Origin of the sequence: Pseudomonas sp. G34 (assembly GCF_031119625.1) — a bacterium.
GTDB lineage: Bacteria > Pseudomonadota > Gammaproteobacteria > Pseudomonadales > Pseudomonadaceae > Aquipseudomonas.
This window is the reverse complement of the sequence record NZ_JAVHZV010000009.1, coordinates 512847-536680: the sequence shown is the minus strand read 5'-3', so window position 1 is coordinate 536680 and position 23834 is coordinate 512847. Positions and strand designations below refer to the sequence as shown.

General features: G+C 65.0%; 22 protein-coding genes and 1 pseudogene. 6 read left to right on the top strand and 17 right to left on the bottom strand.

The features are described 5' to 3' along the window. The 5 genes and pseudogenes from dctM to QYS36_RS07840 form a co-directional block, all read right to left on the bottom strand. A pseudogene (gene dctM / locus QYS36_RS07860) lies at positions 1-566 on the bottom strand (C4-dicarboxylate TRAP transporter large permease protein DctM); the annotation flags it as partial. Further along, a complete protein-coding gene (locus QYS36_RS07855) occupies positions 563-1201 on the bottom strand; it encodes a TRAP transporter small permease (RefSeq protein ID WP_308838937.1) in 639 nt (212 codons plus the stop codon). The pseudogene dctM and the gene QYS36_RS07855, both read right to left, overlap by 4 nt. Before the next feature lie 310 nt (positions 1202-1511). Then, complete coding sequence (locus QYS36_RS07850) at positions 1512-1889, bottom strand: VOC family protein (protein ID WP_308838936.1); 378 nt, start codon at positions 1887-1889, stop codon at positions 1512-1514. 24 nt (positions 1890-1913) lie between these two features. Continuing rightward, complete coding sequence (locus QYS36_RS07845) at positions 1914-2918, bottom strand: DctP family TRAP transporter solute-binding subunit (protein ID WP_308838935.1); 1005 nt, start codon at positions 2916-2918, stop codon at positions 1914-1916. Between the two features lie 91 nt (positions 2919-3009). Continuing rightward, the gene (locus QYS36_RS07840; protein ID WP_308838934.1) at positions 3010-3927 is read right to left on the bottom strand and encodes a LysR family transcriptional regulator; all 918 of its coding nucleotides are present in this window, start codon (positions 3925-3927) and stop codon (positions 3010-3012) included. A 178-nt stretch (positions 3928-4105) separates the two neighbouring features. Here QYS36_RS07840 and QYS36_RS07835 point away from each other — a divergent pair, with 178 nt between their 5' ends. Continuing rightward, positions 4106-5311, top strand: coding sequence for a CaiB/BaiF CoA-transferase family protein (locus QYS36_RS07835; protein ID WP_308838933.1), 1206 nt, complete (start codon positions 4106-4108; stop codon positions 5309-5311). A gap of 195 nt (positions 5312-5506) precedes the next feature. After that, on the top strand, positions 5507-6442 hold the full coding sequence (locus QYS36_RS07830) for a hydroxymethylglutaryl-CoA lyase (protein ID WP_308838932.1): 936 nt from the start codon (positions 5507-5509) through the stop codon (positions 6440-6442). Between the two features lie 120 nt (positions 6443-6562). On the opposite strand, the gene QYS36_RS07825 is transcribed toward QYS36_RS07830, so the two are convergent. The 11 genes from QYS36_RS07825 to QYS36_RS07775 form a co-directional block, all read right to left on the bottom strand. Next, entirely contained in the window at positions 6563-8089 is a 1527-nt protein-coding gene (locus QYS36_RS07825) for a DHA2 family efflux MFS transporter permease subunit (RefSeq protein ID WP_308838931.1), read from the bottom strand. 1 nt (position 8090) lies between these two features. Next, the gene (locus QYS36_RS07820) at positions 8091-9278 is read right to left on the bottom strand and encodes an efflux RND transporter periplasmic adaptor subunit (protein ID WP_308838930.1); all 1188 of its coding nucleotides are present in this window, start codon (positions 9276-9278) and stop codon (positions 8091-8093) included. A 9-nt stretch (positions 9279-9287) separates the two neighbouring features. Beyond that, positions 9288-10733 (bottom strand): efflux transporter outer membrane subunit, encoded by a 1446-nt coding sequence (locus QYS36_RS07815; RefSeq protein WP_308838929.1) that lies wholly within the window; start codon positions 10731-10733, stop codon positions 9288-9290. Continuing rightward, positions 10733-11200, bottom strand: a complete 468-nt coding sequence (locus QYS36_RS07810) for a MarR family transcriptional regulator (protein WP_308838928.1) — start codon at positions 11198-11200, stop codon at positions 10733-10735. Before QYS36_RS07810 ends, QYS36_RS07815 begins: the two co-directional genes overlap by 1 nt. A gap of 332 nt (positions 11201-11532) precedes the next feature. Beyond that, positions 11533-12201, bottom strand: coding sequence for a nitroreductase (locus QYS36_RS07805; protein WP_308838927.1), 669 nt, complete (start codon positions 12199-12201; stop codon positions 11533-11535). A 91-nt stretch (positions 12202-12292) separates the two neighbouring features. Then, on the bottom strand, positions 12293-13294 hold the full coding sequence (locus tag QYS36_RS07800) for a TRAP transporter substrate-binding protein (protein WP_308838926.1): 1002 nt from the start codon (positions 13292-13294) through the stop codon (positions 12293-12295). A 121-nt stretch (positions 13295-13415) separates the two neighbouring features. Next, positions 13416-14240 carry a CoA ester lyase gene (locus QYS36_RS07795; RefSeq protein ID WP_308838925.1) on the bottom strand — a complete coding sequence of 275 codons (825 nt, stop codon included), beginning with the start codon at positions 14238-14240 and terminating at the stop codon, positions 13416-13418. A 162-nt stretch (positions 14241-14402) separates the two neighbouring features. Next, positions 14403-15605, bottom strand: coding sequence for a CaiB/BaiF CoA-transferase family protein (locus tag QYS36_RS07790; protein ID WP_308838924.1), 1203 nt, complete (start codon positions 15603-15605; stop codon positions 14403-14405). An 80-nt stretch (positions 15606-15685) separates the two neighbouring features. Further along, positions 15686-17035, bottom strand: a complete 1350-nt coding sequence (locus QYS36_RS07785) for an MmgE/PrpD family protein (protein WP_308838923.1) — start codon at positions 17033-17035, stop codon at positions 15686-15688. 10 nt (positions 17036-17045) lie between these two features. Beyond that, positions 17046-18209 carry an acyl-CoA dehydrogenase family protein gene (locus QYS36_RS07780; RefSeq protein ID WP_308838922.1) on the bottom strand — a complete coding sequence of 388 codons (1164 nt, stop codon included), beginning with the start codon at positions 18207-18209 and terminating at the stop codon, positions 17046-17048. 164 nt (positions 18210-18373) lie between these two features. After that, positions 18374-19201, bottom strand: a complete 828-nt coding sequence (locus QYS36_RS07775; RefSeq protein WP_308838921.1) for a MaoC family dehydratase N-terminal domain-containing protein — start codon at positions 19199-19201, stop codon at positions 18374-18376. A gap of 127 nt (positions 19202-19328) precedes the next feature. On the opposite strand from QYS36_RS07775, the gene QYS36_RS07770 reads away from it, so the two are divergent. The 4 genes from QYS36_RS07770 (at position 19329) to QYS36_RS07755 (ending at position 22179) form a co-directional block, all read left to right on the top strand. Then, the gene (locus tag QYS36_RS07770; protein ID WP_308838920.1) at positions 19329-20225 is read left to right on the top strand and encodes a LysR substrate-binding domain-containing protein; all 897 of its coding nucleotides are present in this window, start codon (positions 19329-19331) and stop codon (positions 20223-20225) included. 255 nt (positions 20226-20480) lie between these two features. Further along, a complete protein-coding gene (locus QYS36_RS07765; RefSeq protein WP_308838919.1) occupies positions 20481-21149 on the top strand; it encodes a CsgG/HfaB family protein in 669 nt (222 codons plus the stop codon). Positions 21150-21163: 14 nt separating this feature from the next. Further along, the gene (locus QYS36_RS07760; protein WP_308838918.1) at positions 21164-21511 is read left to right on the top strand and encodes a DUF4810 domain-containing protein; all 348 of its coding nucleotides are present in this window, start codon (positions 21164-21166) and stop codon (positions 21509-21511) included. 5 nt (positions 21512-21516) lie between these two features. After that, positions 21517-22179 (top strand): DUF799 domain-containing protein, encoded by a 663-nt coding sequence (locus QYS36_RS07755; RefSeq protein ID WP_308838917.1) that lies wholly within the window; start codon positions 21517-21519, stop codon positions 22177-22179. 41 nt (positions 22180-22220) lie between these two features. On the opposite strand, the gene QYS36_RS07750 is transcribed toward QYS36_RS07755, so the two are convergent. Continuing rightward, on the bottom strand, positions 22221-23774 hold the full coding sequence (locus tag QYS36_RS07750) for a sigma-54-dependent transcriptional regulator (protein WP_308838916.1): 1554 nt from the start codon (positions 23772-23774) through the stop codon (positions 22221-22223). Between the last annotated feature and the right edge of the window lie 60 nt (positions 23775-23834).

Genomic DNA, 23834 nt, shown 5'->3' with positions numbered 1-23834 from the left:
ATCACCACCATCAGCACCAGGCCGAGCAGCAGGCCCGGTACCACACCGGCCATGAACAGCTTGCCCACCGAGGTTTCGGTCGCGGTGGCATAGACCACCATGACGATCGACGGCGGAATCAGGATGCCCAGGGTACCGGCGTTACAGACGATGCCGGCGGCGAAGTCCTGCTTGTAGCCCGAACGCACCATGCCGGCGATGACGATCGAGCCGACCGCGGCCACCGTGGCCGGCGACGAGCCGCTCAGCGCGGCGAACAGCATGCACGCCATGATCGCGGCGATGGCCAGGCCACCCTTGATATGGCCGACGCAGGCGTTGGCGAAATCGATCAGGCGACGGGCCACGCCGCCGCTGGTCATGAACGCACCGGACAGCAGGAAGAACGGAATCGCCAGCAGCGTGTAGTGCTCGCTGGTCTCGAACAGCTTGATCGCCAGCGAACGCACCGAGTCGTTGCTGAAGAACAGGATAGTCATGGCCCCGGACAAGCCCAGGGAAATCGCCACCGGAATGCCGATGAACATCAGCACGAACAAGGCGACGAACAGGAAGGTAATGGTCATTTGGTGGTCTCCGCCTTGTCGGTTTCAGCCAGTTTCACGGCATCGTCCACTTCACTGTGCAGGCCCAGGCCTTGTTGCTTGCCTTGCAGCACGCGAATGAAGATTTCCAGGAAACGCACGAACATCAGGGCGAAGCCGATCGGCACGATCATCACGATGTGCCACTGGCGAACGCCGAAGCGGTCCAGATCCTCGGCGCCGGTGCCGACGCTGTACAGCACGGCCACCCACTGCTCGCTGGAGTAGGTCATCAGTGCGCAGTAGCCGAGGCAGATGAGCAGTGCGAGGATGGCCATCAGGCGCTGGTTGGCGGGGCTGAACTGGCGCACCAGCAGGTCGACGCCGATGTGCGCGCCGATGCGCACCCCCCAGGCCAGGCCGACGAAGATCAGCCAGCCGAACATGGCCTTGGTCAGGGCCACGCTCCAGGTCATTTCCTGGGCGACGTAGAGGATGGCGTCGCCGATGGCGAACATCGCATCGTTGGCGAAGGGCAACGAGTCCCCCAGGGAATAGAAAACCCCGTAGAGGTTGTTGAATACCACGTAGGAGAAGGTCACCAGGGTCATTGCAGCGAGAAGAAAGGCGATGGCGACTTCTTCGAGGCGATTCCACAGGCGCGACAAAGCTTGCATCAGCGGTCTCCCAGAGAGGGTTGTTGTAATTGTTTTGGCAAGCCGACTCTAAACCCGACGTTAGCGGGCAGATATTCACGATTAGTAAACGCGGCCTTCGGTCTTGGCGAATAGCTCACGCCGGACGTCGCTCAGTGCTGTCGAAGCGCCAGGATCGGCAAGATCAAGGCAGAAGCGGCCTGTCGTAGGGTGGACGACGCTTCATCCGTCCACCGCTCTGCGATCGCAATGGTGGATGAAAAGAGCGTCATCCACCCTACATAGAGAACGGCCGCTTTCGCCACCTGGCAGCCTTCAAACATCGCAAAACTCACACCAGCTCGGAGATCTCGATCAGGTTCAGGTCGGGGTCGCGCAGGTACACCGAGCGGATCGGGCCCGTAGCGCCGGTGCGCATCACCGGCCCTTCGATGATCGGCCAGCCGACCCGCTGCAGCTGCGCGATCACGTCGCCCAGCGGCTGGCTGGCGATGAAACACAGGTCCAGCGCACCGGGTACCGGCAGATGAGCCTTGGGCTCGAACTCCTGGCCACGCACGTGCAGGTTGATTTTCTGGTTGCCGAAACAGAACGCCTTGCGACCGTTGCCGAAGGTTTCCAGGCGCATGCCCAGCACCTCAGTATAGAAATGCGTGGTCGCCTCGGCATCGGTGGCGGTGAGTACCAGATGATCCAGGTGGTCGAGCATGCCAGCCTCCTCTTTGCGCTCTGCTTACTGGCCGGCAGCGTTGGCCGCCTGGGCCGCCTCGATCAGGTCGCTGCCGATCTTGCCTTCGTACTCCTTCCACACCGGGCGCATCACCTCACGCCATTGCTGGCGTTGTGCATCGGTGAGCACGATCAGCTCACGCTTGCCATCGGCAAGGATCTGCTGCTTGTCCCGCTCGTTCAGCGCCAGCGCCTGCTTGTTCACCTCGCGGGTGACTTCATCGATGATGCCTTTGAGCTCACCACGAATATCGTCTGGCAAACCGTTCCAGAACTTCGCATTGGTGATCAGCATGTAGTTGCCGACGGCATGGTTGGATTCGATCATGTACTGCTGCACTTCATAGTGGCGCTGGCTGTAGATGTTCGACCAGGGATTGTCGGAAGCGTTGATGACCCCGGTCTGCAGGCCCTGATAGATTTCCGCGAAGGCCATCTTGCGCGGCACCGCACGCAGCGCGCTGATTTGCGCGGCCTGCAGGTCAGACGGCTGCACGCGGAATTTCATCCCGCGGGCGTCGCTCGGCACATGCAGCGGCTTGTTGGCGGTGAACTGACGCATGCCGTTGAGCCAGTAGGCCAGGCCCAGAATGCCGTTGTTCTCGAAACTGTGCAGCAGCTCCTGGCCCTTGGGCGATTGCTCGAAACGCTGCGACGCCGCCGCGTTGTCGAACAGGAACATCAGGTCGAAGATCTGTACCCGCGGCTGGTATTTCTCCAGTTTCACGGGGGCCGGCGCCAGCAGTTGCACGTCACCGAGCAGCAGGGCTTCCATCTCCTTGCCATCGCCAAACAGCGAGGAGTTCGGATAGACCTCCACCCGCGCCTTGCCGGCCAGGCGTTCCTTGACCAGCTTTTGCAGCATCAACGCGCCCTGCCCCTTGGGAGTTTGGTCAGAGGCGACGTGGGAAAACTTGATGACGATCTCTTCGGCCTGCACGGCAGCAGCGAAGGCCATGGCGGTGGAAAGCAGGACGCAGGACAGGCTGCGACGAAAGACGCGGGACATGAGGCGATCTCCTGTTGTTATTGGTACGGCGGGCCATCGCCCGTCCGGATGCCTTTGTGTACGGCGAACTCTACTGCAGCGCCGAGCGCGACTACATTCTTGATTGGCCAAGCCTGCCTTCGCCATTGCCGAAGGCAAGGTGGTCGACCATCTGCCGGGCGATCAGCGACAGGTTGTCGTAGTGGCGTACGCAGATGTTCAACTCGCGGATCGCCCAGGCATCTTCGATCGCCACCGCCCGCACCGCCATGCTCGGCAGGTAGGTGCGCACCGCCTGCTCCGGCAATACGCCGATGCCCAGGCCGGTGTGGATCATCCGGCAGATGGCCTCGAAGCTGCGCACCTGGATGCGCACCCGCAAATGCACACCGGCCTGCTGCGCGGCCTCGCTGAGCAGCGCGTGCAGCGAGGCCTCCTTCTGCAGGCCGATGAAGTCATAGCCGACGGTTTCCAGCAGGGTCACCCGCTGCCGTGAAGCCAGCGGGTGCTCGTTCGGCACCACCAGCACCAGGCGGTCGTGGCGATAGGGAAACACCTGCACGCCATCGGCCTGCACATGGCCGGCGAAGATGCCGATATCGGTCAGCCCCTCGCGCACCGCGTGGATGATCTCGCTACTGACCCGCTCTTCCAGGTCGATGCGAATCTGCGGATGCTGGGCGCTGAAGGCCGCCAGGTCCTCGGGCAGAAAGGCGATCACCGCCGAGGTGTTGGCGTGGATGCGCACATGGCCGTTGATGCCCTCGCTGAACTCGCTGAGGTCGGCCTGCATGTGCTGGATGTTGTCCAGCAGGTTACGCGCATGGTGCAGCAAGGCATCGCCGGCGGGCGTCAGCGCCACGCCCTTGGGCTGGCGATACAGCAAGGGTGTACGCAGGTGCGCCTCGAGGTCGCTGATGCGCTTGCTGACTGCCGCCAGCGCCAGGTGCTCACGCTCGGCGGCACGGGTCAGGCTGCGCTCATCGGCGATGGCGACGAACAGCTTTAGGGTGGTGAAATCCACGCGCATGGCAGGCTCCGCTTCGTATTTGGCGAAAGAATCGTGCCCATCGGCAAAGCCATGTCGGGGCGCCGCCACCATAAGCCTTCGCGTAGCACGAAGCCAGACTTGACGATTGACTGATTGCGGCCAGGCCCGCCGTGGGCGATGCTCGGCGCCATCGACCCAAGTCACCGGGAATTCGCGCATGTCTGCCAATCCAACTGTTGCACCCATGGCCCTGGCCGGCCTCAAGGTCATCGAAATGGGCCAGCTGATCGCCGGCCCCTTCGCCAGCAAGCTGCTTGGCGAGTTCGGCGCCGAGGTGATCAAGATCGAGCCGCCGGGTATCGGCGACCCGCTGCGCAAGTGGCGCAAGATCAAGGACGGCACCTCGCTGTGGTGGCATGTGCAATCACGCAACAAGCGCTCGCTGACCCTCGACCTGAAACAGGCCGAAGCCCAGGACATCGTGCGCCAGCTGGTGGCCGAAGCCGACATCCTGGTGGAAAACTTCCGCCCCGGCACCCTGGAAGGCTGGGGTCTGGGTTATCAGGCGCTGCAAGCGATCAACCCGCGGCTGATCATGCTGCGCATCTCCGGCTACGGGCAGACCGGCCCCTACCGCGACCTGCCCGGCTTCGGCGTGATCGGTGAAGCCATGGGTGGCCTGCGCCACCTGTCCGGCTACCCCGGCCAGGCGCCGGTGCGGGTCGGGGTGAGCATCGGCGACTCGCTGTCCTCGCTGTACGGGGTGATCGGCGTGCTGCTCGCCCTGCAGGAGCGTGCCCGCAGCGGCCAAGGCCAGGAGATCGATGTCGCCCTGTACGAGTCGGTGTTCGCCATGATGGAAAGCCTGGTGCCCGAGTACGACGCCTTCGGCTATATCCGCGAACCGGCGGGCAGCGCCCTGCCCGGCATCACCCCGTCCAACTCCTACCCCTGCAATGACGGCAGCTACGTGCTGATCGCCGGCAATGGCGACAGCATCTACAAGCGCCTGATGAGCCTGATCGGCCGTGACGACCTGGGCAACGACCCGCGCCTGGCGCAGAACGACGGGCGCAGCCAGCATGCCGAGTTGATCGACGGCGCCATCGGCGAATGGACCGCCCAGCGCGGCCGCGATGAAGTGATCGAGGCGCTCAAGGGCGCCCGCGTGCCCGCCGGTTATCCCTATACCGCCGCCGACATCGTCAGTGACCCCCATTACCTGGCGCGGCAGATGATCGAGACGGTACAGACCAGTGCCGGCCCGCTGAAGGTTCCCGGCGTGCTGCCCAAACTCAGCCGCACCCCCGGCCGCATCGGCGAAGGTGGCCCGCAACTGGGTGAACACACCGATGACGTCTTGGCCGGCTTGGGCCTGAGCGCCGAACAGGTCGCCGGCCTGCGCGAACGCGGGATTATCTGAAGCCCTGTGTAGGGTGGACAACGCGAAGCTTGTCCACCAGCCCTCGCCGCGCTTCAGAAAAAACCAGGGCGCGTAGCTGACACTTCTCTCCAGCGACCGCCCTACGGTCGCAATGGTGGATGAAAAGAGCGTCATCCACCCTACGAGCTTTTACTTGCAGCTTGTAGCTTGTCACTCCAACCGTAGGATTCAGCCATGACCAAACGCCTCTATATCCAGGACGTCGCCACCCGCGACGGTTTCCAGATCGAAGCGGCCTTCGTGCCCACCGATGCCAAGATCGCCCTGATCGACAGGCTGTCGCAAACCGGCCTGGCGAAGATCGAGGTCACCTCGTTCACCTCGCCGAAGGCGATTCCCAACCTGCGCGATGCCGAAGAGGTGATGCGTGGCATCCAGCGCGTGCCGGGCGTTGAATACACCGTGCTGGTGCCCAACGTGCGCGGCTGTGAGCGGGCGCTGTCGTGCCAGGTGGACGAGATCAACCTGGTGATGTCGGCCAGCGACACCCACGGCCTGGCCAACCTGCGCATGACGCCGGAACAGTCCCTGGCGCAGTTCGCCGAGATCATCGAGGTCACTCGCGGCAGCGGCGTGTTCATCAACGCCTCGCTGTCGACCACCTTTGGCTGCCCCTTCGAGGGTGCCGTACCCGAGGCACGCGTGCACGAGTTGACCCAGCGCCTGCTCGACCTCGGCGTGCAGGGCGTGACCCTCTGCGACACCACCGGCATGGCCGATCCGGCCCAGGTCGAACGCATCTGCCGCGAATCACTGCAGCGCTGGCCCGAGGCGGTGTTCACCGCGCATTTTCACAACACCCGCGGCATGGGCCTGGCCAACGCCCTGGCGGCGCTGAATGCCGGCATCGAGCGCTTCGATGCCTCCCTCGGCGGGCTGGGCGGTTGCCCCTATGCGCCAGGCGCCAGCGGCAATATCTGCACCGAGGACCTGGTGCACATGTTCCAGCGCATGGGCCTGGAGACCGGGGTGAATCTGGATGCACTACTGGCCGCGGCGGCGACCTTGCCCGAGCTGATCGGCCATGAGGTACCCGGTGCGATCCTCAAGGCCGGCAAATCAGATCGTCGTTACCCGAAACCGAAGTGGATGAGCGAAGCAGGCGCCTGATCGAACGACCGTAGACTGCGGTTGAGCGCAGCGATACCCAGGAAACCAGCCCCGGGTATCACTTCGTTCAACCCGGGCTACCTGGGCAGGGTCACCACGACGTCCGCGAACAGTCAGTCATCAATGCCCGCCGCTGGCTTCCGCGCCCTTGGCCGAAAACGGTGGCTTGGCCAGGTAGATGATCAGGATCAGGCCAAGGAACAACCAGCCCATCATCGTGAAGTAATCCACCGTCGAGAGCATGTAGGCCTGGCTTTCCACCACCCGGTCGATCTGCAGGTAGGCCGATTGCGACGCGCCGCCAAGTTGCTCCAGATACTGGTGCGTGGCCGGGTCATAGGGCGTGACGTGCTCGGTCAACTGGGCGTGGTGGTAGATTTCCCGGCGGTGCCAGATCCAGGTGGTCAGCGACGAGGCGAAGCTGCCGCCCAGTACCCGCAGGAAGGTGGCCAGGCCGGAGCCGTCGGCGATGTCCTTGGGCGGCAGGCTGGAGAGCAGGATGCTGGTGGTCGGCATGAAGAACAGCGCGATCCCCAGGCCCATGAACACCTGCACCTCGGCGATGTGCCGGTAGTCGACCTCGGTATTGAACGAGGCGCGCATGAAGCACGAGGCGCCGATCACCAGGAACGAGCCGCCGGCCAGCAGGCGCAGGTCGAACTTGTGCGCGTACTTGCCCACCAGCGGTGACAGGAACAGCGGCAGAATGCCGATCGGCGCTGCCGCCAGGCCCGCCCAGATCGGCGTGTAGCCCAGCTGTGTCTGCAACCACTGCGGCAGCAGCAGGTTGATACCGAAAAAGCCCGAATAGCCGAGTACCAGCGCCAGGGTGCCAAAGGTGAAGTTGCGGTACATGAACAGGCGCAGGTTGATGATCGGGTGCTGATCGGTCAGTTCCCAGATCACCAGGGCCACCAGTGACACCACGGAAATGGCGGTGCCGATCTGGATGAAGGTCGACTCGAACCAGTCCAGATCGTTGCCCTTGTCGAGCACCACCTGCAGCACGCCGACACCCAGCACCAGGAGCATCAGCCCGACGTAGTCGATAGGCTGGTGCTGGGTGGTTTCCGGGCGATTGCGCATCTGCGTCCAGACCACCAGGGTGGCGAGGATGCCGATCGGCACGTTGATGAAGAAGATCCACGGCCAGCTGTAGCTGTCGGTGATCCAGCCACCGGCAATCGGACCGATGATCGGCGCCACCACCGTGACCATCGCCAGCAGCGCCAGGGCCATGCCGCGCTTGGCACTGGGAAAGATCGCCAGCAGCAAGGTCTGCGCCATCGGGTACAGCGGCCCGGCGACCAGCCCCTGCAGGGCGCGGAAAACCACCAGTTCGGGCATCGAGCGGGCGATGCCGCAGAGGAACGAGGTGATCACGAACAGCACCACGGCGGCGAGAAACAGCTTCACCTCGCCGAAGCGCCGCGCCAGCCAGCCAGTCAATGGCAAGGCGATGGCGTTGCACACGGCGAACGAGGTGATCACCCAGGTGCCCTGCTCCGAGCTGACCCCCAGGTTGCCGGAAATGGTCGGCAGCGCGACGTTGGCGATGGTGGTGTCGAGCACCTGCATGAAGGTCGCCAGGGAGATGCCGATGGTGGCCAGCAGCATGCTGGCCGGGCGGAAATTGGCGTCGCTCATGTCAGCCCTGCTTCGCCGGATTGGCGTTCTGCGGACCATTGGCGTGGATGATGCGTTCGATCAGCGCGTCAGCCTCGCCCAGCGGCGCGTCGTAAACGGCAGTGCTGAAGCGCGCTTCCTTGGGCATCTGGGTGGTCAGCTGCGCGCCGCTCTGGTCATGCAGGTCGACGGTCACAGTGGTGGACAGGCCGATGCGCAGCGGGTGCTTGTCCAGCGCCTCGTCGTCGAGGCGGATACGCACCGGCAGGCGCTGCACGATCTTGATCCAGTTGCCGCTGGCGTTCTGTGCCGGCAGCAGCGAGAAGGCGCTGCCGGTGCCCACACCGAGGCTTTCGACGTGGCCCTGGTAGGTCACGTCATCACCGTAAAGGTCGGCTTCGACGGTCACCGGCTGGCCGATGCGCATCTCGCGCAGCTGGGTTTCCTTGAAGTTGGCGTCGATCCACACCTCATGCAACGGCACCACGGCCATCAGCGCGGCGCCAGGCTGGATGCGGCTACCGACCTGCACTGAACGCTGTGCCACATAGCCGCTGACTGGCGCCACCAGGGTGCTGCGGGCGTTGTTGAGAAAGGCCTGGCGCAGCTGCGCGGCGGCACTCTTCACGTCCGGGTGCGAGGCGATCACGGTGTCGTCGACCAGCGCCTGGTTGGTATCCAGTTGCTGCTGGGCGGAGGTCAGTGCGCTCTGCGCGCTGTTCAGGGTGTCCTGGGCGTGGGCCAGTTCCTCGCGGGAAATCGCCCCCTTGCTGGCCAGGGTCACGCGGCGCTGGTAGTCGGCCTTGGCGCGTTGCACGTCGATCTTGCGCGAGGCCACCTGGGCCTTGTAGCTGTCGACATTGCTGTACAGCCCGCGCACCTGGCGCACCGTACGCGCCAGGTTGGCCTCGGCGCTCTGCTGGGCCACTTCGGTGTCGGCCGGGTCCAGCCACACCAGGGGTTGGCCGGCTTCGACGTAGTCGCCGTCATCCACGGCGATGCGCGTCACCGTGCCGGTGATCTGCGGGGTGATCTGCACCAGGTTGCCGCCCACGTAGGCGTCGTCGGTCTCTTCATAGAAGCGGCCGTACAGCTCGTGGTAGGCGAAGATCGCCGCGCTGCACAGCACGACGACAAGGCCGAGGCCAATCAGCAGGCGTTTGCGCTTGCCCGAATTCGGGTTGGCGGCGTTGGCTTGAGAGTCAGTCATGGCGGGTACTCAGCGTGCGGAAGTGGATGATTGGGTGGGCGCTTCGAAGCCGCCACCCAGGGCCTGCATCAGCAGCACCGAGGCGTCGATACGCTCGGCACGCAAGTTGGCCAGTTGGCGTTCGCTCTGCAGCAGTTGCTGCTCGACGCTGAGCGCGTCGAGGTAGTTGCCGATGCCATCGGCGTAGCGCTGCATGGCGATGTCGTAGGAACTGCGGGCGATATCACGGGCCCGTTGCTGCTGCGCGATCTGCTGCTCCAGGGAACGGATGCGGCTGATGCCGTCACCGATATCGCCCAAGGCGCCGACCAGGGTCTGGTTGTACTGGGCCACGGCCACGTCGTAATCGGCATTGCGCCCGGCCAGGGCGGCACGCCGCGCGCCGCCGTCGAAGATCGGCAGGCTCAGCGCCGGGCCAACGCTGAAGAAGCGACTGGCGCCGCCGAACATGGCGTCTCCGAGCAGCGACTTGCTGCCGGCTGCCACGCTCAGGTTGAGGTTGGGATAGAAGTCGGCCTTGCTGGCGTCGATGTCGCGGCTAGCCGCTTCGACACGCCAGCGCGCAGCGACCAGGTCGGGACGCCGACCGAGCAGTTCGGCCGGCACGTTGGCCGGCAGGCTCACCGCCGTCGGCGCGATCAGTTGCGGCCGCGGCAATGTGGCGCCGCGATCCGGGCCCTGGCCGAGCATCACCGCCAGGCGAATGCGCGCGCTGTCCACCTGTTGGGTGGCGGCGGTCAGGCTGGCTTCGGCGGCGGCTTCCAGGCTCTGGGTCTGCTGCAACTGGTATTCGCTGTCCAGGCCGGCATCGACCCGGCTACGGGCCAGGTCGAGCATGTCGCGGCTGCGCTTGAGATCCTGCTCGGCAAGCTCCTGGGTGGCGTAGGCCAGGCCGAGGTCGTTGTAGGCACGGGTGACGTAGGCGGCCAGGGTCAGGCGTGCGCCCTGGCGATCCACCTCGCTGGCGCGGGCGCGGCCCAGGGCCGCTTCCCAGGCCGCACGATCGCCGCCCCACAGGTCGAAGTGGTAGCCACCTTCCAGCGACAGCGTGCGCAAGGTGCCGTAGCGGCCGCCCTGCCCGCTGGGGTCATCGACCCGGGCGGAGCGTGAACGGGTGACATTGGCATTGGCATCCAGGGTCGGCTGGCGCTGCGCATCGGCAGCCAGCACGGCGGCGTTGGCCTGGCGGGCGCGCGCGTCGGCGACCTGCAGGTCCGGGTTGCTGCGCAGGGCTTCTTCGATCAGCCCGCTCAACTGCGGGTCGCCCAGGCGATTCCACCAGTCGCTGGCCGGCCAGGCAGCCGGCGACAGGTTGCCGGTGAAGGTCTGCCCTTGCAGGCTGGCGGCGTCAAGGGTGTGGCCTTGGGTATGCAGGCCGTCCTGGGAGGCACAGGCGGCCAGTAGCAGGGCGCTGAAAATCAGCGACAGGGGGGTACGCAACGGCATGGTGTTCATCATTCTCCTGGCAGCTCAGGCAAAGCGTCGGCGGCCATCAGCATTTTTTTCAACAGGCGTTGGAATTCGTCGAGTTCGGCGAGGCTCAGGCAGCCGGTCAGCTCGTTGGTGGCGTCGGCGGCGATCTGCGGCACCCGCACGCCAAGGGCATTGCCCGCTTCGGTAAGGATGAGGCGCACCTGGCGGCGATCCTCATGGCTGCGCTCGCGGGTGAGCAGGCCCTTCTGCTCCAGACGGTCGAGCATGCGGGTCATCGCCCCGCTGTCGAGGCTGAGCAGGCGCACCAGGTCGGCCGGCGTGCTGGCGCGACTCTGGCTGATCAGCAGCACCACCTTGAACTGCGCGGCCGTGACGCCGTGATCCACCAGGTGGCGCTCGAGCATGCGATCCTTGAGCTGATTGATCAGCGCGATCAGGTGGCCGGGTGAGTGCTGCAGCGAGAACCGCTCGCGGTCGAAATGTGGCATCGAGAATTACCTGCCCAGGCAGTGAATGCCCTGCAGATTACTGCCCAGGCAGCGATCAGCCCAATTACATTTCGTAATACTTGTTATCAATTCCAGAAATACTTTGAAATATTCAGGGGTTTTGAAGGGACTGTCTGGGGGATGGGTGGGTTCAGGGGATATATGGGGGAAGATGATTGCGCGGGAGATTTGGAACACTGGCTATCGCAGGCTCAGCCCAGGCTACGGTCAGCTAGCCCGGCGTCGAGCGAAGCGACACCCGGGATCATGGGTAGATGCGATTCAATTGCGCCGTTGCGCCGTTGCGCCGTTGCGCATTCGCATGACACTGCTCATTCCAAAAAGGTGCAGAACGCCTCGAGGGGCAGGCGCTCGCTGGCCAGCCGATTGACCGGCGCCTCGGGGTCGGCATAGCCCACGGCGATGGCGCAGTGCAGCATGTGCTCGGCCGGCATCTGCAGAAACGCCTCGACGCTGTGGTGATAGCGTGTCCAGCAGGCTTGCGGGCAGCTGTCCAGGCCGTGCTCCTTGAGCAGCAACATCAGGCTCTGCTGATACATACCCAGGTCGGCCCATTGCCCGGGCCCCATGCAACGGTCCACGGAAAAGAACACCGCACAGGGCGCCTCGAAGAAGCGAAAGTTGCGGGCGAACCAGTCCAGGCGCCCGCGCTTGTCCTCGCGGCCGATGCCCAGCAGTGCGTACATCTGCTCGCCCACCTCGAACCGCGAGGTGCGGTAAGGCTCCTGCAGGGGTTGCGGATACACCGCGTAATCGGCGGGATCGGGCTCTGGATCGCTCGCCAGCCGCCTGCCGATATGCGCGACGAAACGCGCCAGCGCATCACCTTGCAGAACATGCATACGCCAGGGCTGCAGGTTGCCACTGGACGGCGCACGCGCCGCCTGTTCCAGCAGTTCGCGCAGCAACGCCAACGGTACCGGCCGGTCGAGAAAGGCGCGTACGCTGCGACGCTCACGTAAAGCCTGGCTGACCTTCATCCTCTCTCCTCGCGTGTGATCAACGTCGCCATCAAAACAAAGGCCGCCTCCCGAGGGAAGCGGCCTCCGTTGTGCGCGATTCAACCAGCCATCACTGCGCCTGGTTGGACGCCTCGGCCGCCTTGATCAGGTCGGCGCCGATCTCGCCCTCGAACTTCTTCCACACCGGGCGCATGGCTTCGCGCCATTGCTCGCGCTGCTCCGGGGTCAGCTGGATGATCTCGCTGGTGCCGGCCTTGACGATGTCGGCGCGGGCATTCTTGTTGAGGTCATCGGCCTGGCGGTTCACCTCGGCGGTGACCTCGACCATGATCTTGTCCAGCTCGCTGCGCACGTCCTCCGGCAGGCCGTTCCAGAACTTGGTGTTGGTGATCACCATGTAGTCGATCAGGCCGTGGTTGGACTCGGTGAAGAACGGCTGCACCTCATGCACCTTCTGACTGTAATAGTTCGACCAGGTGTTCTCGGTGCCGTTGACCACGCCGGTCTGCAGGCCCTGGTAGACCTCGGCGAAGCTCATCTTGCGCGGCGCGGCGCGCAGCACCTTGAACTGCTCGTCGAGCACCGCCGAGGCCTGCACGCGGAATTTCAGGCCGCGGGCATCCTTAGGCTCATGCATCGCCTTGTTCGACGACAGCTGCTTCAGGCCGTTGTGCCAGTAGGCCAGGCCGGTGATGCCCTTGCCTTCCATGCTGGTCAGCAACGCCTTGCCCTGCTCGCTGGCCTGGAAGCGGTCGACCGCCTCCATGTTGTCGAACAGGAACGGCAGGTCGAAAATCTGGATCGGCTTGGCATAGTGCTCGAACTTGGCCAGCGACGGTGCCAGCAACTGCACGTCGCCGAGCAGCAGCGCCTCCATCTCCTTGCCATCACCGAACAGCGAGGAGTTCGGGTAGACCTCGACCTTGACCCGGCCGGGCAAACGCTCCTCGGCGAGCTTCTTGAACAGCAGCGCGCCCTGCCCCTTGGGCGTGTGATCGGCCACCACGTGGGCGAACTTGATACTGATGGGCGCGGAGTCGGCGGCCTGAGCAACACCGGCTACGGAAACGGCGACAGCGCAGACCAGCGCCTTGAGAGAAAGCTTGAGCATGGAGTGACCTCATCTTGTTTTTGTTGGTAGGTAGAACTCTGTTTACAACCGCACCTGCTTCGGCGGAATTCAGCATTGTGCAAAGGCGCGTTCGGCCGTGCCGAACGCAGGCCTGAAAGCGTTAACCGGCCGCGCCGGCACGCTGGACGATGCGCTTCGCCCGGCCGACCACCGGGGCATCGACCATCTGCCCGTCGACCACGAACACCCCGTCACCGCCCTCGCCGGCCTGCAGTACCCGGCGCGCCCAAGCGAGCTCTTCGGCCGAGGGCGCCAGTGCCCCGTGTACCACGGCAAGCTGGCTGGGATGGATGCACAGCAGCCCACCGAAACCCATGTCGCGGGCATCACGGCTGGCACGCTCGAGGCCGGCCTGATCCTGGATCGCCGGAAACACGCTATCCAGCGGTGCGGCCAGATTGGCCAGGCGGCTGTGCAGCAGAACGGCGTAGCGCGCCTGATCGAGAATCCGCTCGGCTGCCGGCGTGCCGCTGTTCAGGCCCAGATCGAGGCCCAGGTCCAGGCCACCGAAGGACAGCCGCTCGACACCTTTAGCGGCGGCGATGGCTGGCAGTTCATGCAGGCCCCGAGCACTTTCGATGATCGGCCAGATCGGTTTGCCGGCCTCGGCCACCCGTGCCACCTGGGCGGCACTCTCGACCTTGGGCAGGAGTACCCCGACAACGCCTGCATGGCGCTGGCACAGCGCGATGTCCTCGGCATGGCCGGCGTGCTCAGGCGAGTTGATGCGCACCAGCAGGCGCGCTTCCGGGTTGTCGGTCAGAAAGCGGTCGAGGTTGTCCCGCGCCTCGACCTTGAGGCTTTCCTGCACCGCGTCCTCGAGGTCGACGATCACTGCGTCGGCGCCGCTGGCCAGGGCCTTGGGAATGCGCTCGGGTCGCGAGGCGGGCACGAACAGCGCGGTACGGATGATGGAGGTCGTCATGGCATCGGCTTCCTGACGTGAAATTCGTTAATTGGTAAATGGTGGGCTGAAGCCCACCCTACAATTCGCGCAGGCCTGCCGTAGGGTGGGCTTTAGCCCACCAATCGACGGCGGCACCATTGCACAGGGGGTGGGCCACGCACGACCTGTCGCGAACAGCTCTCAAACCGCCCCGCTCACCCTCAACCCGGCTATCTGCGCCTCGCCATACCCCAGCTCGGCGAGCAAGGCATCGGTGTGCTCACCCAGCGCCGGTACGGGATCCATCCGCGGCGTGAAGGCGCTGTTGCTGCCCGGTGGCAGCAGCGCCGGCAGGCTGCCGGCCGGGCTGTCGACCTGGCGCCAGCGATCGCGGGCCTTGAGCTGCGGGTGATTCCATACACCGGCCATGTCGTTGACATGGGCGTTGGCGATCTGCGCCTGCTCCAGCCGCTCGATCACCTGCTCGGCGCTCAGCGCCGCAAAGGTTTCGACGATGATCGCGCGCAGTGCTTCGCGATTGGCCGAACGCTTCGAGTTGGCGCAGAAACGCTCATCGCCGGCCAGTGCTGGCTGCAGCAGTACGCGCTCGCAAAACGCCTGCCATTCGCGCTCGTTCTGCAGGCCGAGCATCACCGTGCCGCCGTCGCCAGCGGGAAACGGGCCGTAGGGATAGATGGTCGAGTGGGCGGCCCCGGCACGCGGCGGCGGCGTGGCACCGTCGTAGGCGTAATACAGGGGATAGCCCATCCACTCGACCAGGCTCTCGAGCATGCTCACGTCGATGCGGCTGCCCAGGCCGGTCCTGCCGCGCAGCAGCAGCGCCGTGAGGATGTTGCTGTAGGCGTACATGCCGGCGGCGATATCGGCGATCGAGCAACCGGCCTTGGCCAACTGATCTTCACCCGCGCCGCCGGTCACCGACAGGAAGCCGCCTTCGCTCTGGATCAACAGGTCGTAGGCCTTCTTCTTCTCGTAGCTGCCGCCTTCGCCGTAGCCGGAGATGTCGCAGACGATCAGCTTCGGGAAGCGCGCATGCAGCGCCTCGAACGACAGGCCCATGCGCGCCGCCGCACCCGGCGCGAGGTTCTGCACCAGCACGTCGGCCTTGGCCAGCAGGCTGTCGAGCACCTCGCCGGCATCGTCCTGCTTGAGGTCGAGGGTCAGGCTTTCCTTGGAACGATTGGTCCACACGAAGTGCGAGGCCAGGCCGTTGACCCGCTCGTCGTAGCCACGAGCGAAATCACCACTGCCGGGGCGCTCGACCTTGATCACCCGAGCGCCCATGTCGGCCAGCTGGCGGGTGCAGAACGGCGCGGCGATGGCGTGTTCCAGGCTGACCACGGTGATGCCATCCAGTGGCCGGGGTTGTTGTGAGTCGTTCATGTGCAGTTCCCTGTTCCGTAGGGTGGATCGGGACGCGTAGTCCGCGCTCTACCGATCCACCGCAAAGTCGATACGTGCCGTCAGGCCAGGTGGCTCAAATCATCGGTGTGGCGCAGGCGCCAGACCCTGGCGATCAGCTCGCCTGCCTCATCGCTGCTGCGTTTACCGGCGAAGGCCAGCAGGCGCCGGAACTTGTCTTCCAGCTCCATGCGGCTGAGGCTGTTGCCGGGGTCGCCCTTGGGCTCGTCGATGGCGCCATGCAAGGTGCGGCCGTCGGTGGTGAGCACCTCGACGCGACCCAGCCAGCGCTGTGGGTAGGCCGCATCCACCTCCGGGTCCAGGCGCATCTGCACCTTGGCGCGAAAGGCGGCCACGGCCGGGTCCCGCAGCGCCAGATTCTCGAACTCGCCGAGCTGCGCCTTGCCATGCACGGCGATCAGACCCAGCACGGTGCCCATGGAGAACTTGGCCTGGTGCACGCTCTGCGGTACCACCACGCGGCCGAGCACATCGATGGCGCCCTGGTGCACATGGGTGATCACCTGGGCGATATCGCCGTGGCGCAGACCTTCGCGCCACATCAGGTCGAGCAGCGCATCGGCGGCCGGGTGGGTGTGGCGGCACGAGGCGTGGAACTTGAACGAGGTCTCCACCAGCGCCCAACGGCTGCCGAGGCGATCCGCCAGTTTGCTGGGATCGGCATCACTGGACATGCCGGCGGCCATGCCCTGCTCGCCCTCGAGAATGTTCTGCGCACCGGTCAAGCCCTGCGCGGTGAAGTACGCCGCCAACAGGCCATCGGCAGCCGCCTTGGCGGTGTGCAGTTGCTTGGAGTCGGCGGCGTCGCGCAGGAACTCCCAGAGCCCGGCGGCCTGGGTGCCGGCGTTGCCGAGCAGATGGACGAACTGCTTCTGGTCGAAGTCCAGCAACTTGCCCACCGCCACCGCCGCAGCCAGGGTGCCGACCGTGGCCGTGGTGTGGAAGATGCGGTAATGGGAGCGGCCCAGGAACTCACCGATGCGAATGCCCGCCTCGTAGCCGGCCACCGAGGCCAGCAACAGCTCGCGGCCGGACTTGCCGAGATCCTGCGCCGCCGCCAGGGCCGCCGGGAACACCACCGTGGCCGGATGCAGCACCGAGCTGTTGTGCAGGTCGTCCTGCTCGACCAGGTGCGACGAGGCACCATTGACCAGCGCCGCGAAGTACGCCGAGGTGCCACGACCATTGACCAGGATGCGCGCCGGACCATTGGCCGGGCCCATCTTCTGTGCATAGGCCTCGAACAGCGGAATCGGCCGCGCACCTTCACTGGCCAAAGCGGAACCGAGCCAGTCGAGAAACAGGTCTTCGCTGCGATCGAGCACGCTTGCTGGAATCTGCTCGTAATTGAGGTCGGCGAGGAAGCCCGCCAGGGCCTGGGTATGGCTCATGACGTGCTCCTTAAAAACTGCGTGGCAGCTCGAGCAGATGCTCGGCCACGTAGGACATGATCAGGTTGGTGGAGATCGGCGCCACCTGGTACAGGCGGGTCTCGCGGAACTTGCGCTCGACATCGTATTCATTGGCGAAACCAAAGCCGCCGTGGGTCTGCAGGCAGGCATTGGCCGCCGCCCAGGAGGCTTCCGCTGCCAGGTACTTGGCCATGTTGGCGCTGGCCCCGGCGTTTTCGCCGCGGTCGTACTGCTCGCAGGCACGCCAGCGCATCAGGTCGGCGGCCTCGACTTCGATATGCGCCTTGGCGATGGGGAACTGCACCCCCTGGTTCTGGCCGATCGGGCGGCCGAACACCACGCGATCACGGGCGTAGGCACTGGCTTTCTCGATGAACCAGCGACCATCGCCGATGCACTCGGCGGCGATCAGCGTGCGCTCGGCATTCAGGCCGTCGAGGATGTAGCGAAAACCCTTGCCCTCCTCGCCGATCAGGCTGCTGGCAGGAATTTCCAGGTTGTCGAAGAACAGCTCGTTGGTCTCGTGGTTGACCATGTTGGCGATCGGCTGCACGGTCAGGCCGTTGCCGATGGCCTCGCGCAGGTCGACCAGAAAGATCGACATGCCTTCGGATTTCTTCTTCACCTCGGCGAGCGGCGTGGTGCGCGCCAGCAGGATCATCAGGTCGGAGTGCTGGATACGCGAGATCCACACCTTCTGGCCATTGATCAGGTACTTGTCGCCCCGGCGCACGGCGGTGGTCTTGATCTTGGTGGTGTCGGTGCCGGTGGTCGGCTCGGTCACGCCCATGGACTGCAGGCGCAGCTCGCCGCTGGCCAGCTTGGGCAGGTAAAAACTTTTCTGTTCATCGCTGCCGTTACGCAGCAGGGTGAACATGTTGTACATCTGCCCGTGGATGGTGCCGGAGTTGCCACCGCAACGGTTCACTTCCTCGAGAATCACCGACGCCTCGGCCAGGCCCAGGCCGGAGCCGCCGTACTCTTCCGGGATCATCGCCGACAGCCAGCCGGCTTCGGTCATGGCCGCCACGAAGGCTTCCGGGAAGCCCTTCTGTTCATCGATCTTGCGCCAGTATTCGGCCGGGAATTCGGCGCACAGGCCGCGTACGCCTTCGCGGATGAAATTCAGCTCTTCGTTCTGTTCCGGGGTCATCTCGGTTCCTCGCTTGTTCTTGTAAGAGCCTGTCAACGATCGTTAGCTGCGTAGGGTGGACCGGGGCGCGTAGCAAACGCTCTTTTTGTCCACCATTGCGATTGCAGAACGGTGGACAGATCGGGCCGCGCAGGTGAAGCGACGTCCACCCTACAAAGCGTCTATCAGTCGAATTCCACGTCGGCCTGCTGGGCCATGCCGCCTTGGTTGCCGGCCCACAGCTGCGCCCTGCCCGGCTCGGCTATTCGCCCGGTCACCTCGAAAGGCTCGGGCGCCACCAGCGGGCGCAAGCCGCGATAGGCGAAACGACGCAGGCAGGCCTGCGGATTGGCGCGGCAGAACGCGCCCAGGCTCAGCGTGGCGATCAACGGGCCATGCACGACCAGGCCGCTATAGCCTTCGGTTTCGGTGACATAGGGCCAGTCGTAATGGATGCGATGGCCATTGAAGGTCACCGCGCTGTAGCGAAACAGCAGGGTCGGGCTGGGCACCACGGCCTCGCGCCAGTCGCCGCTCGGCAGCGCCTCACCGGTACCGCTCTTGGGCGGGCTGGGCTCGCGGTAGACGATGTCCTGCTCCTCGCGGATCGCCAGCTCGCCGTCCTGCAGGTAATCGTGCTGCACAGTGACGAACAGCAGCGCGCCGGTGCGGCCGTGCTTCTCTTCGATGTGCTTGATGGTCGACACCCGCGTGGCCTCACCGCCGACGCGCAGCGGTGCGATGAACTCGAGGCGCCCACCGGCCCACATGCGGTTGCGATTGTCCGCCGGCGGCAGGAAGCCACCGCGCGCCGGGTGCCCGTCGCCGCCCAGGCCGCTTTCGGCGATGGGCTCCTGGAAGAAGGCCCAATGCCAGAGTGGCGGCAGCGCTTCGCCGTGAGCGGGCGTGTCTTCGCCCAGGGTGGCGGCGATGCGCTTGACCAGGTTGCGGCTCAGTTGATCGTGGGCGTGTTCGGTGCGGCCAATCCAGGCGGAAAAATCGGAGTCGCTCATGGTGGGTTCCAGCTGTCTTGTTATGTACCGCCAGCATGCAACTCGTCAGACGTTCCGAGAATCCGCATTTATTTAATCCGGCGTTCGGATAAGCTGAACGCCCGTCATCACTGAGTGCAGAGCTGTCATGCATTTCGATCTGCCGGATTTGCGCCTCTTCATCCATATCGCCGAATCGCCGAGCCTGACCCAGGGTGCGCGGCGCGCCTCGCTCTCGCCCGCCGCCGCCAGCGCACGGATCAAGGCGCTGGAAGGCCAGTTGGGCACGCGCCTGCTGTACCGCGACAGCCGCGGCGTGGAGCTGACGCCCTCCGGCCAGCGCCTGCTGCAGCACGCCCGGCTGATCATGCGCCAGGTCGATTACCTGAAAAGCGAATTCACCGAATACGGCAGTGATTCGGCCGGGCATATCCGCATCTTCGCCAACACCACGGCGGTGACCGAGTTCCTGCCCGAGGTGCTGGCCAGGTTTCTGGCAGAGCGCCCCGGCGTGACGGTGGACCTGCAGGAACGCCTGAGCCGCGACATCGTGCGCGGCGTACTCGATGGCGGCGCCGACCTGGGCATCATCGCCGGCCCGGTGGAAGCCGCCGGCCTGCAGGTGCTGCACTTCAGTACCGACCGCCTGGTGCTGGTGGTGCCCGACGGCCATCCGCTGGCCGAGCGCGAGCGCGTCAGCCTGCGCGACACGCTGCAATACCAGCACATCGGCCTGCACGACGGCAGCACCCTGCTGACCTTCCTGCGCGAGCATGTGGAAACCCTGGGCGGCACCCTTTCGCTGCGCATCCAAATGTCCGGCTTCGAAGCCATCTGCCGGATGGTCGAGGCCAACGTCGGCATCGGCATCATCCCCGAGTCCGCCGCCAGCCGGCACCGCCGCACCATGAAACTGCACACCATCGAGCTGGACGAGGCCTGGGCGGTACGCGAGCGCAGCATGCTGGTGCGTGACCTGGAAGCGCTGCCTGGCAGCGTGCGGGCATTGATCGCCACCCTGCTGCCGCAAAGCACGGTCAGCTGACCAGGCATCAGGAGCATCACGAAGCGAAGCGCGTCACACCCGGGGTCGCCATTGCTGGCAAAACGCCTTGATGCGCTCTAGAATCGTCGCCGCAGGAAGCACCCCGCACCCGCCACAGGGTCAGCGTCATGGATCGACTCTTCAAGCGCCTCGCGTTACCGCGCGTCGCCATCCCATGCCGCATCCCTCGTGAAAGTGCCGGGCTGATTCCTGCCGTTACAGGCTCCCCCTGCCCACTTTGCAAACGAGATTCGTATGAACAAGCTCATTACCGCTGGCCTCGCCGGTATGCTCGTGCTGCTCGCCGGCTGCGCCACGGAAAGTTCGCGCACCCTGGAAGTCGCCAAGGTCAACACCGCCAGCAGCCAGTACAGCGGCCCGCGCAGCCCGATTGCCGTTGGCAAGTTCGACAACCGCTCCAGCTACCTGCGCGGTATTTTCAGCGACAGCGTCGACCGCCTTGGCGGGCAGGCCAAGACCATCCTGATCACCCACCTGCAGCAGTCCAACCGCTTCAACGTGCTCGATCGCGACAACCTCAGCGAACTGCAGCAGGAGTCGGGCTTCTCCAAGCAGGCTCAGCAGATCAAGGGCGCCAATTTCGTGGTCACCGGTGACGTCACCGAGTTCGGTCGCAAGGAAGTCGGCGACCACCAGCTGTTCGGCATCCTCGGCCGCGGCAAGCAGCAGATCGCCTACGCCAAGGTGAACCTCAACATCGTCGATGTGGCCACCTCCGAGGTGGTGTACTCCAGCCAGGGCGCCGGCGAATACGCCCTGTCGAACCGCGAGATCATCGGCTTTGGCGGCACCGCCAGCTATGACTCCACCCTCAATGGCAAGGTGCTCGACCTGGCGATCCGCGAGGCCGTCAACAAACTGGTCAGCGGTGTCGACAGCGGCGCCTGGCGCCCGGTCAAGTGAGCGAGGAGCGAACGATGAAATCCCCACTTCTGCTCACCACCCTACTGGCCAGCGCCCTGCTGGCCGGCTGCGCCCAGCAACCCAAATCCCTGTACTACTGGGAGGGTTACCAGCAGCAGGTCTATCAGCGCTTCGAGAACACCACCGGCACCGAAGAGCAGATCGCGGCGCTGGAAGCCAGCGCCCAGAAAGCCCGCGCCGCTGACCGCACGCTGCCGCCGGGCTTCCACGCCCACCTCGGCATGCTGTACGCGGAGATCGGCAAGCCCGATCAGGTGCGCCAGCAGTTCGAAACCGAGAAAGCCCTGTTCCCCGAGTCCGCGCAGTACATGGACTTCCTGATGCGCAATATGGCCAAGTGATCGACATGCCCCTACTGACCTCCCTCAGAACACTCGCGGCACTGGCCGCGCTCGCCCTGCTGGCCGGTTGCGCCACCCAGCAGCCCTACGACTACAGCGCCTTCAAGGAAAGCAGCCCGGCCTCCATCCTGGTGCTGCCGCCGGTCAACAAATCGCCGGACATCAAGGCCACCTTCAGCCTGTACTCGCTAATCACCGCGCCGTTGAGCGAAGCCGGCTACTACGTGTTGCCGGTGGCGGTGGTCAACGAGACCTTCAAGCAGAACGGCATGAGCAACGCCGAGGAAATTCGCGAAGTCTCGCCGCAGAAGCTCTACGAGATCTTTGGCGCCGACACCGTGCTGTATATCGACGTGACCGAATACGGCAGCAGCTACAAGGTGATCAGCAGCGAGGTGGCGGTGGCCGCCAGCGCCACCCTGGTCGACCTGCGCACCGGCAAGGAGCTGTGGAAAGGCGTGGCCCGGGCCAGCACCGCCGAGCAACAGCAGAACAGCGGCGGCGGCCTGGCGGGGATTCTGATTACCGCCCTGGTCAATCAGGTGATGAACAGCCTCAACGATCGCGGCCACGAGATCGCCGGCATCACCAGCGCTCGCCTGCTGAGCAGCAACCCGGTCAACGGCATTCTGCCAGGGCCACGCGCGCGGCCCGTCAGCGCCCGCTGAAGCCCCGCCAGACGAGCCCGGATTGCCGGGCTCGTTTGTTTCTACTCCTTGCCCACGCCGTGCTCACGCAACTTGTTGGCGATGGTGGTGTGGGACACCCCCAGACGCTTGCCCAACAGGCGGCTGCTCGGAAATTCGCCATGCAGGCGCTCCAATACGGCTTTCTCGAAGCGCCCGACGATGGCGTCCAGCCCACCTTCCAGCGAGAAGTCGCCCAGCGGCTGCGCCGCGCCATACCCTGGCAAGCGGATGTGTTCGGGCTTGACCAGCGCGCCCTCGCACAGCGATACCGCCTGGAACAGCACGTTCTCCAGCTGCCGCACGTTGCCCGGCCAGTGATAGCGACCGAGTTTCTCCAGCGCAGCCGGTGCCAGCCCCGGTAACGGGCAGCCGATCTGCCGGCTGGCGCGGTCGAGAAAATGCTCGGCCAACGGTTGCAGGCCATCGAGGCATTCGCGCAGCGGTGGGATGTGCAGGCTGAGCACGTTGAGACGGTGATAGAGGTCTTCACGAAATTCGCCCCGGGCGCACAGCTCGGAAAGGTCGACCTGGGTGGCGCAGGTCACCCGCACATCCAGGTACACCTCCTCGTCGCTGCCAACCCGGCGGAAGCAGCCATCCTGCAAGAAGCGCAGCAGCTTGGCCTGCAGGCGCGGGCTCATTTCGCCGACGCCGTCGAGAAACAGCGTGCCGCCCGCGGTCAGCTCCAGCAGGCCCAGCTTGCCTTCGGCGCGAGCACCTTCGAAGGCGCCGGGGCCATAGCCGAACAGCTCGGTCTCGGCCATCGACTCCGGCAGGCCAGCGCAGTTGAGCGCCATGAACGGCGACTGGCCGCGGGGGCTGGCCAGGTGGCAGGCACGGGCCAGCAACTCCTTGCCGGTGCCGGTCTCGCCCTCGATCAACAGCGGCGCATCCAATGGCGCCATGCGCCGTGCTTCACGCACCACCGCGGCCATTACCCTGGAACTCTGGAAGATGCTGTCGAAGCCGCGCAGCTCCTGCTTGCGCACCTGATAGATGCGTTCGCCGACACGGTCGGCGCGGTGCAGGGTCAGCACGGCGCCGGCCATGGCTTCGCTGTCATCGTGCTCGCTCTGCAGTGGCGCGATATCGGCAAGGAATACGTCGCCGCAGACCTTCACCCGCAGCCCGTTGATCCGCGAGCGATTGGCACGCACCAGTTCCGGCAGGTCGAAATCCTCGACATAGCGCGACAGCGCGATGCCCGGCACCTCATCCACGCGCACACCGAGCAGGCCAGCGGCGGCCCGGTTGGCGGCGACGATACTGCCGCCCATATCGACCGACAGCACCGGAAACTCCAGGGCGCCGAGCAGGGCGTTGAGCTCCAGATGGCGCCGTTCGCTGGGCATCAACCCCACGCGCTTGACGCCGAATACCCCGGTAATGGTTTCGAACTTGGCCCGCAGGGCCTGGAATTGCAGGTTGATCAGGTTCGGGCAATGCAGGTAGATGGCATTGCCCTGCTCGCCGCCGACTTCGCCGCGGGCCACGTTGATGCCGTAGTCGACCAGCAGTTCGAGGATGTCGCGCAGGATGCCGACACGGTTCTGGCAGTGGATCTTGATACGCATGACGGCCGCTCTTGTTATTTTCGTCAAGGTTTCTTGCCAGTCTAGAGGAAGCGGCCAAGC

Coding starts and splice junctions, on each gene's coding strand:
- QYS36_RS07825 (WP_308838931.1), bottom strand. CDS start 8,089: ATGAGCGACGCCAATTTCCGCCCGGCCAGCATGCTGCTGGCCACCATC.
- QYS36_RS07805 (WP_308838927.1), bottom strand. CDS start 12,201: ATGAAGGTCAGCCAGGCTTTACGTGAGCGTCGCAGCGTACGCGCCTTT.
- QYS36_RS07785 (WP_308838923.1), bottom strand. CDS start 17,035: ATGAGCCATACCCAGGCCCTGGCGGGCTTCCTCGCCGACCTCAATTAC.
- QYS36_RS07750 (WP_308838916.1), bottom strand. CDS start 23,774: ATGCGTATCAAGATCCACTGCCAGAACCGTGTCGGCATCCTGCGCGAC.
- QYS36_RS07855 (WP_308838937.1), bottom strand. CDS start 1,201: ATGCAAGCTTTGTCGCGCCTGTGGAATCGCCTCGAAGAAGTCGCCATC.
- QYS36_RS07790 (WP_308838924.1), bottom strand. CDS start 15,605: ATGAACGACTCACAACAACCCCGGCCACTGGATGGCATCACCGTGGTC.
- QYS36_RS07820 (WP_308838930.1), bottom strand. CDS start 9,278: ATGACTGACTCTCAAGCCAACGCCGCCAACCCGAATTCGGGCAAGCGC.
- QYS36_RS07765 (WP_308838919.1), top strand. CDS start 20,481: ATGAACAAGCTCATTACCGCTGGCCTCGCCGGTATGCTCGTGCTGCTC.
- QYS36_RS07835 (WP_308838933.1), top strand. CDS start 4,106: ATGTCTGCCAATCCAACTGTTGCACCCATGGCCCTGGCCGGCCTCAAG.
- QYS36_RS07840 (WP_308838934.1), bottom strand. CDS start 3,927: ATGCGCGTGGATTTCACCACCCTAAAGCTGTTCGTCGCCATCGCCGAT.
- QYS36_RS07810 (WP_308838928.1), bottom strand. CDS start 11,200: ATGCCACATTTCGACCGCGAGCGGTTCTCGCTGCAGCACTCACCCGGC.
- QYS36_RS07850 (WP_308838936.1), bottom strand. CDS start 1,889: ATGCTCGACCACCTGGATCATCTGGTACTCACCGCCACCGATGCCGAG.
- QYS36_RS07780 (WP_308838922.1), bottom strand. CDS start 18,209: ATGACCCCGGAACAGAACGAAGAGCTGAATTTCATCCGCGAAGGCGTA.
- QYS36_RS07830 (WP_308838932.1), top strand. CDS start 5,507: ATGACCAAACGCCTCTATATCCAGGACGTCGCCACCCGCGACGGTTTC.
- QYS36_RS07845 (WP_308838935.1), bottom strand. CDS start 2,918: ATGTCCCGCGTCTTTCGTCGCAGCCTGTCCTGCGTCCTGCTTTCCACC.
- QYS36_RS07770 (WP_308838920.1), top strand. CDS start 19,329: ATGCATTTCGATCTGCCGGATTTGCGCCTCTTCATCCATATCGCCGAA.
- QYS36_RS07815 (WP_308838929.1), bottom strand. CDS start 10,733: ATGAACACCATGCCGTTGCGTACCCCCCTGTCGCTGATTTTCAGCGCC.
- QYS36_RS07800 (WP_308838926.1), bottom strand. CDS start 13,294: ATGCTCAAGCTTTCTCTCAAGGCGCTGGTCTGCGCTGTCGCCGTTTCC.
- QYS36_RS07795 (WP_308838925.1), bottom strand. CDS start 14,240: ATGACGACCTCCATCATCCGTACCGCGCTGTTCGTGCCCGCCTCGCGA.
- QYS36_RS07760 (WP_308838918.1), top strand. CDS start 21,164: ATGAAATCCCCACTTCTGCTCACCACCCTACTGGCCAGCGCCCTGCTG.
- QYS36_RS07755 (WP_308838917.1), top strand. CDS start 21,517: ATGCCCCTACTGACCTCCCTCAGAACACTCGCGGCACTGGCCGCGCTC.
- QYS36_RS07775 (WP_308838921.1), bottom strand. CDS start 19,201: ATGAGCGACTCCGATTTTTCCGCCTGGATTGGCCGCACCGAACACGCC.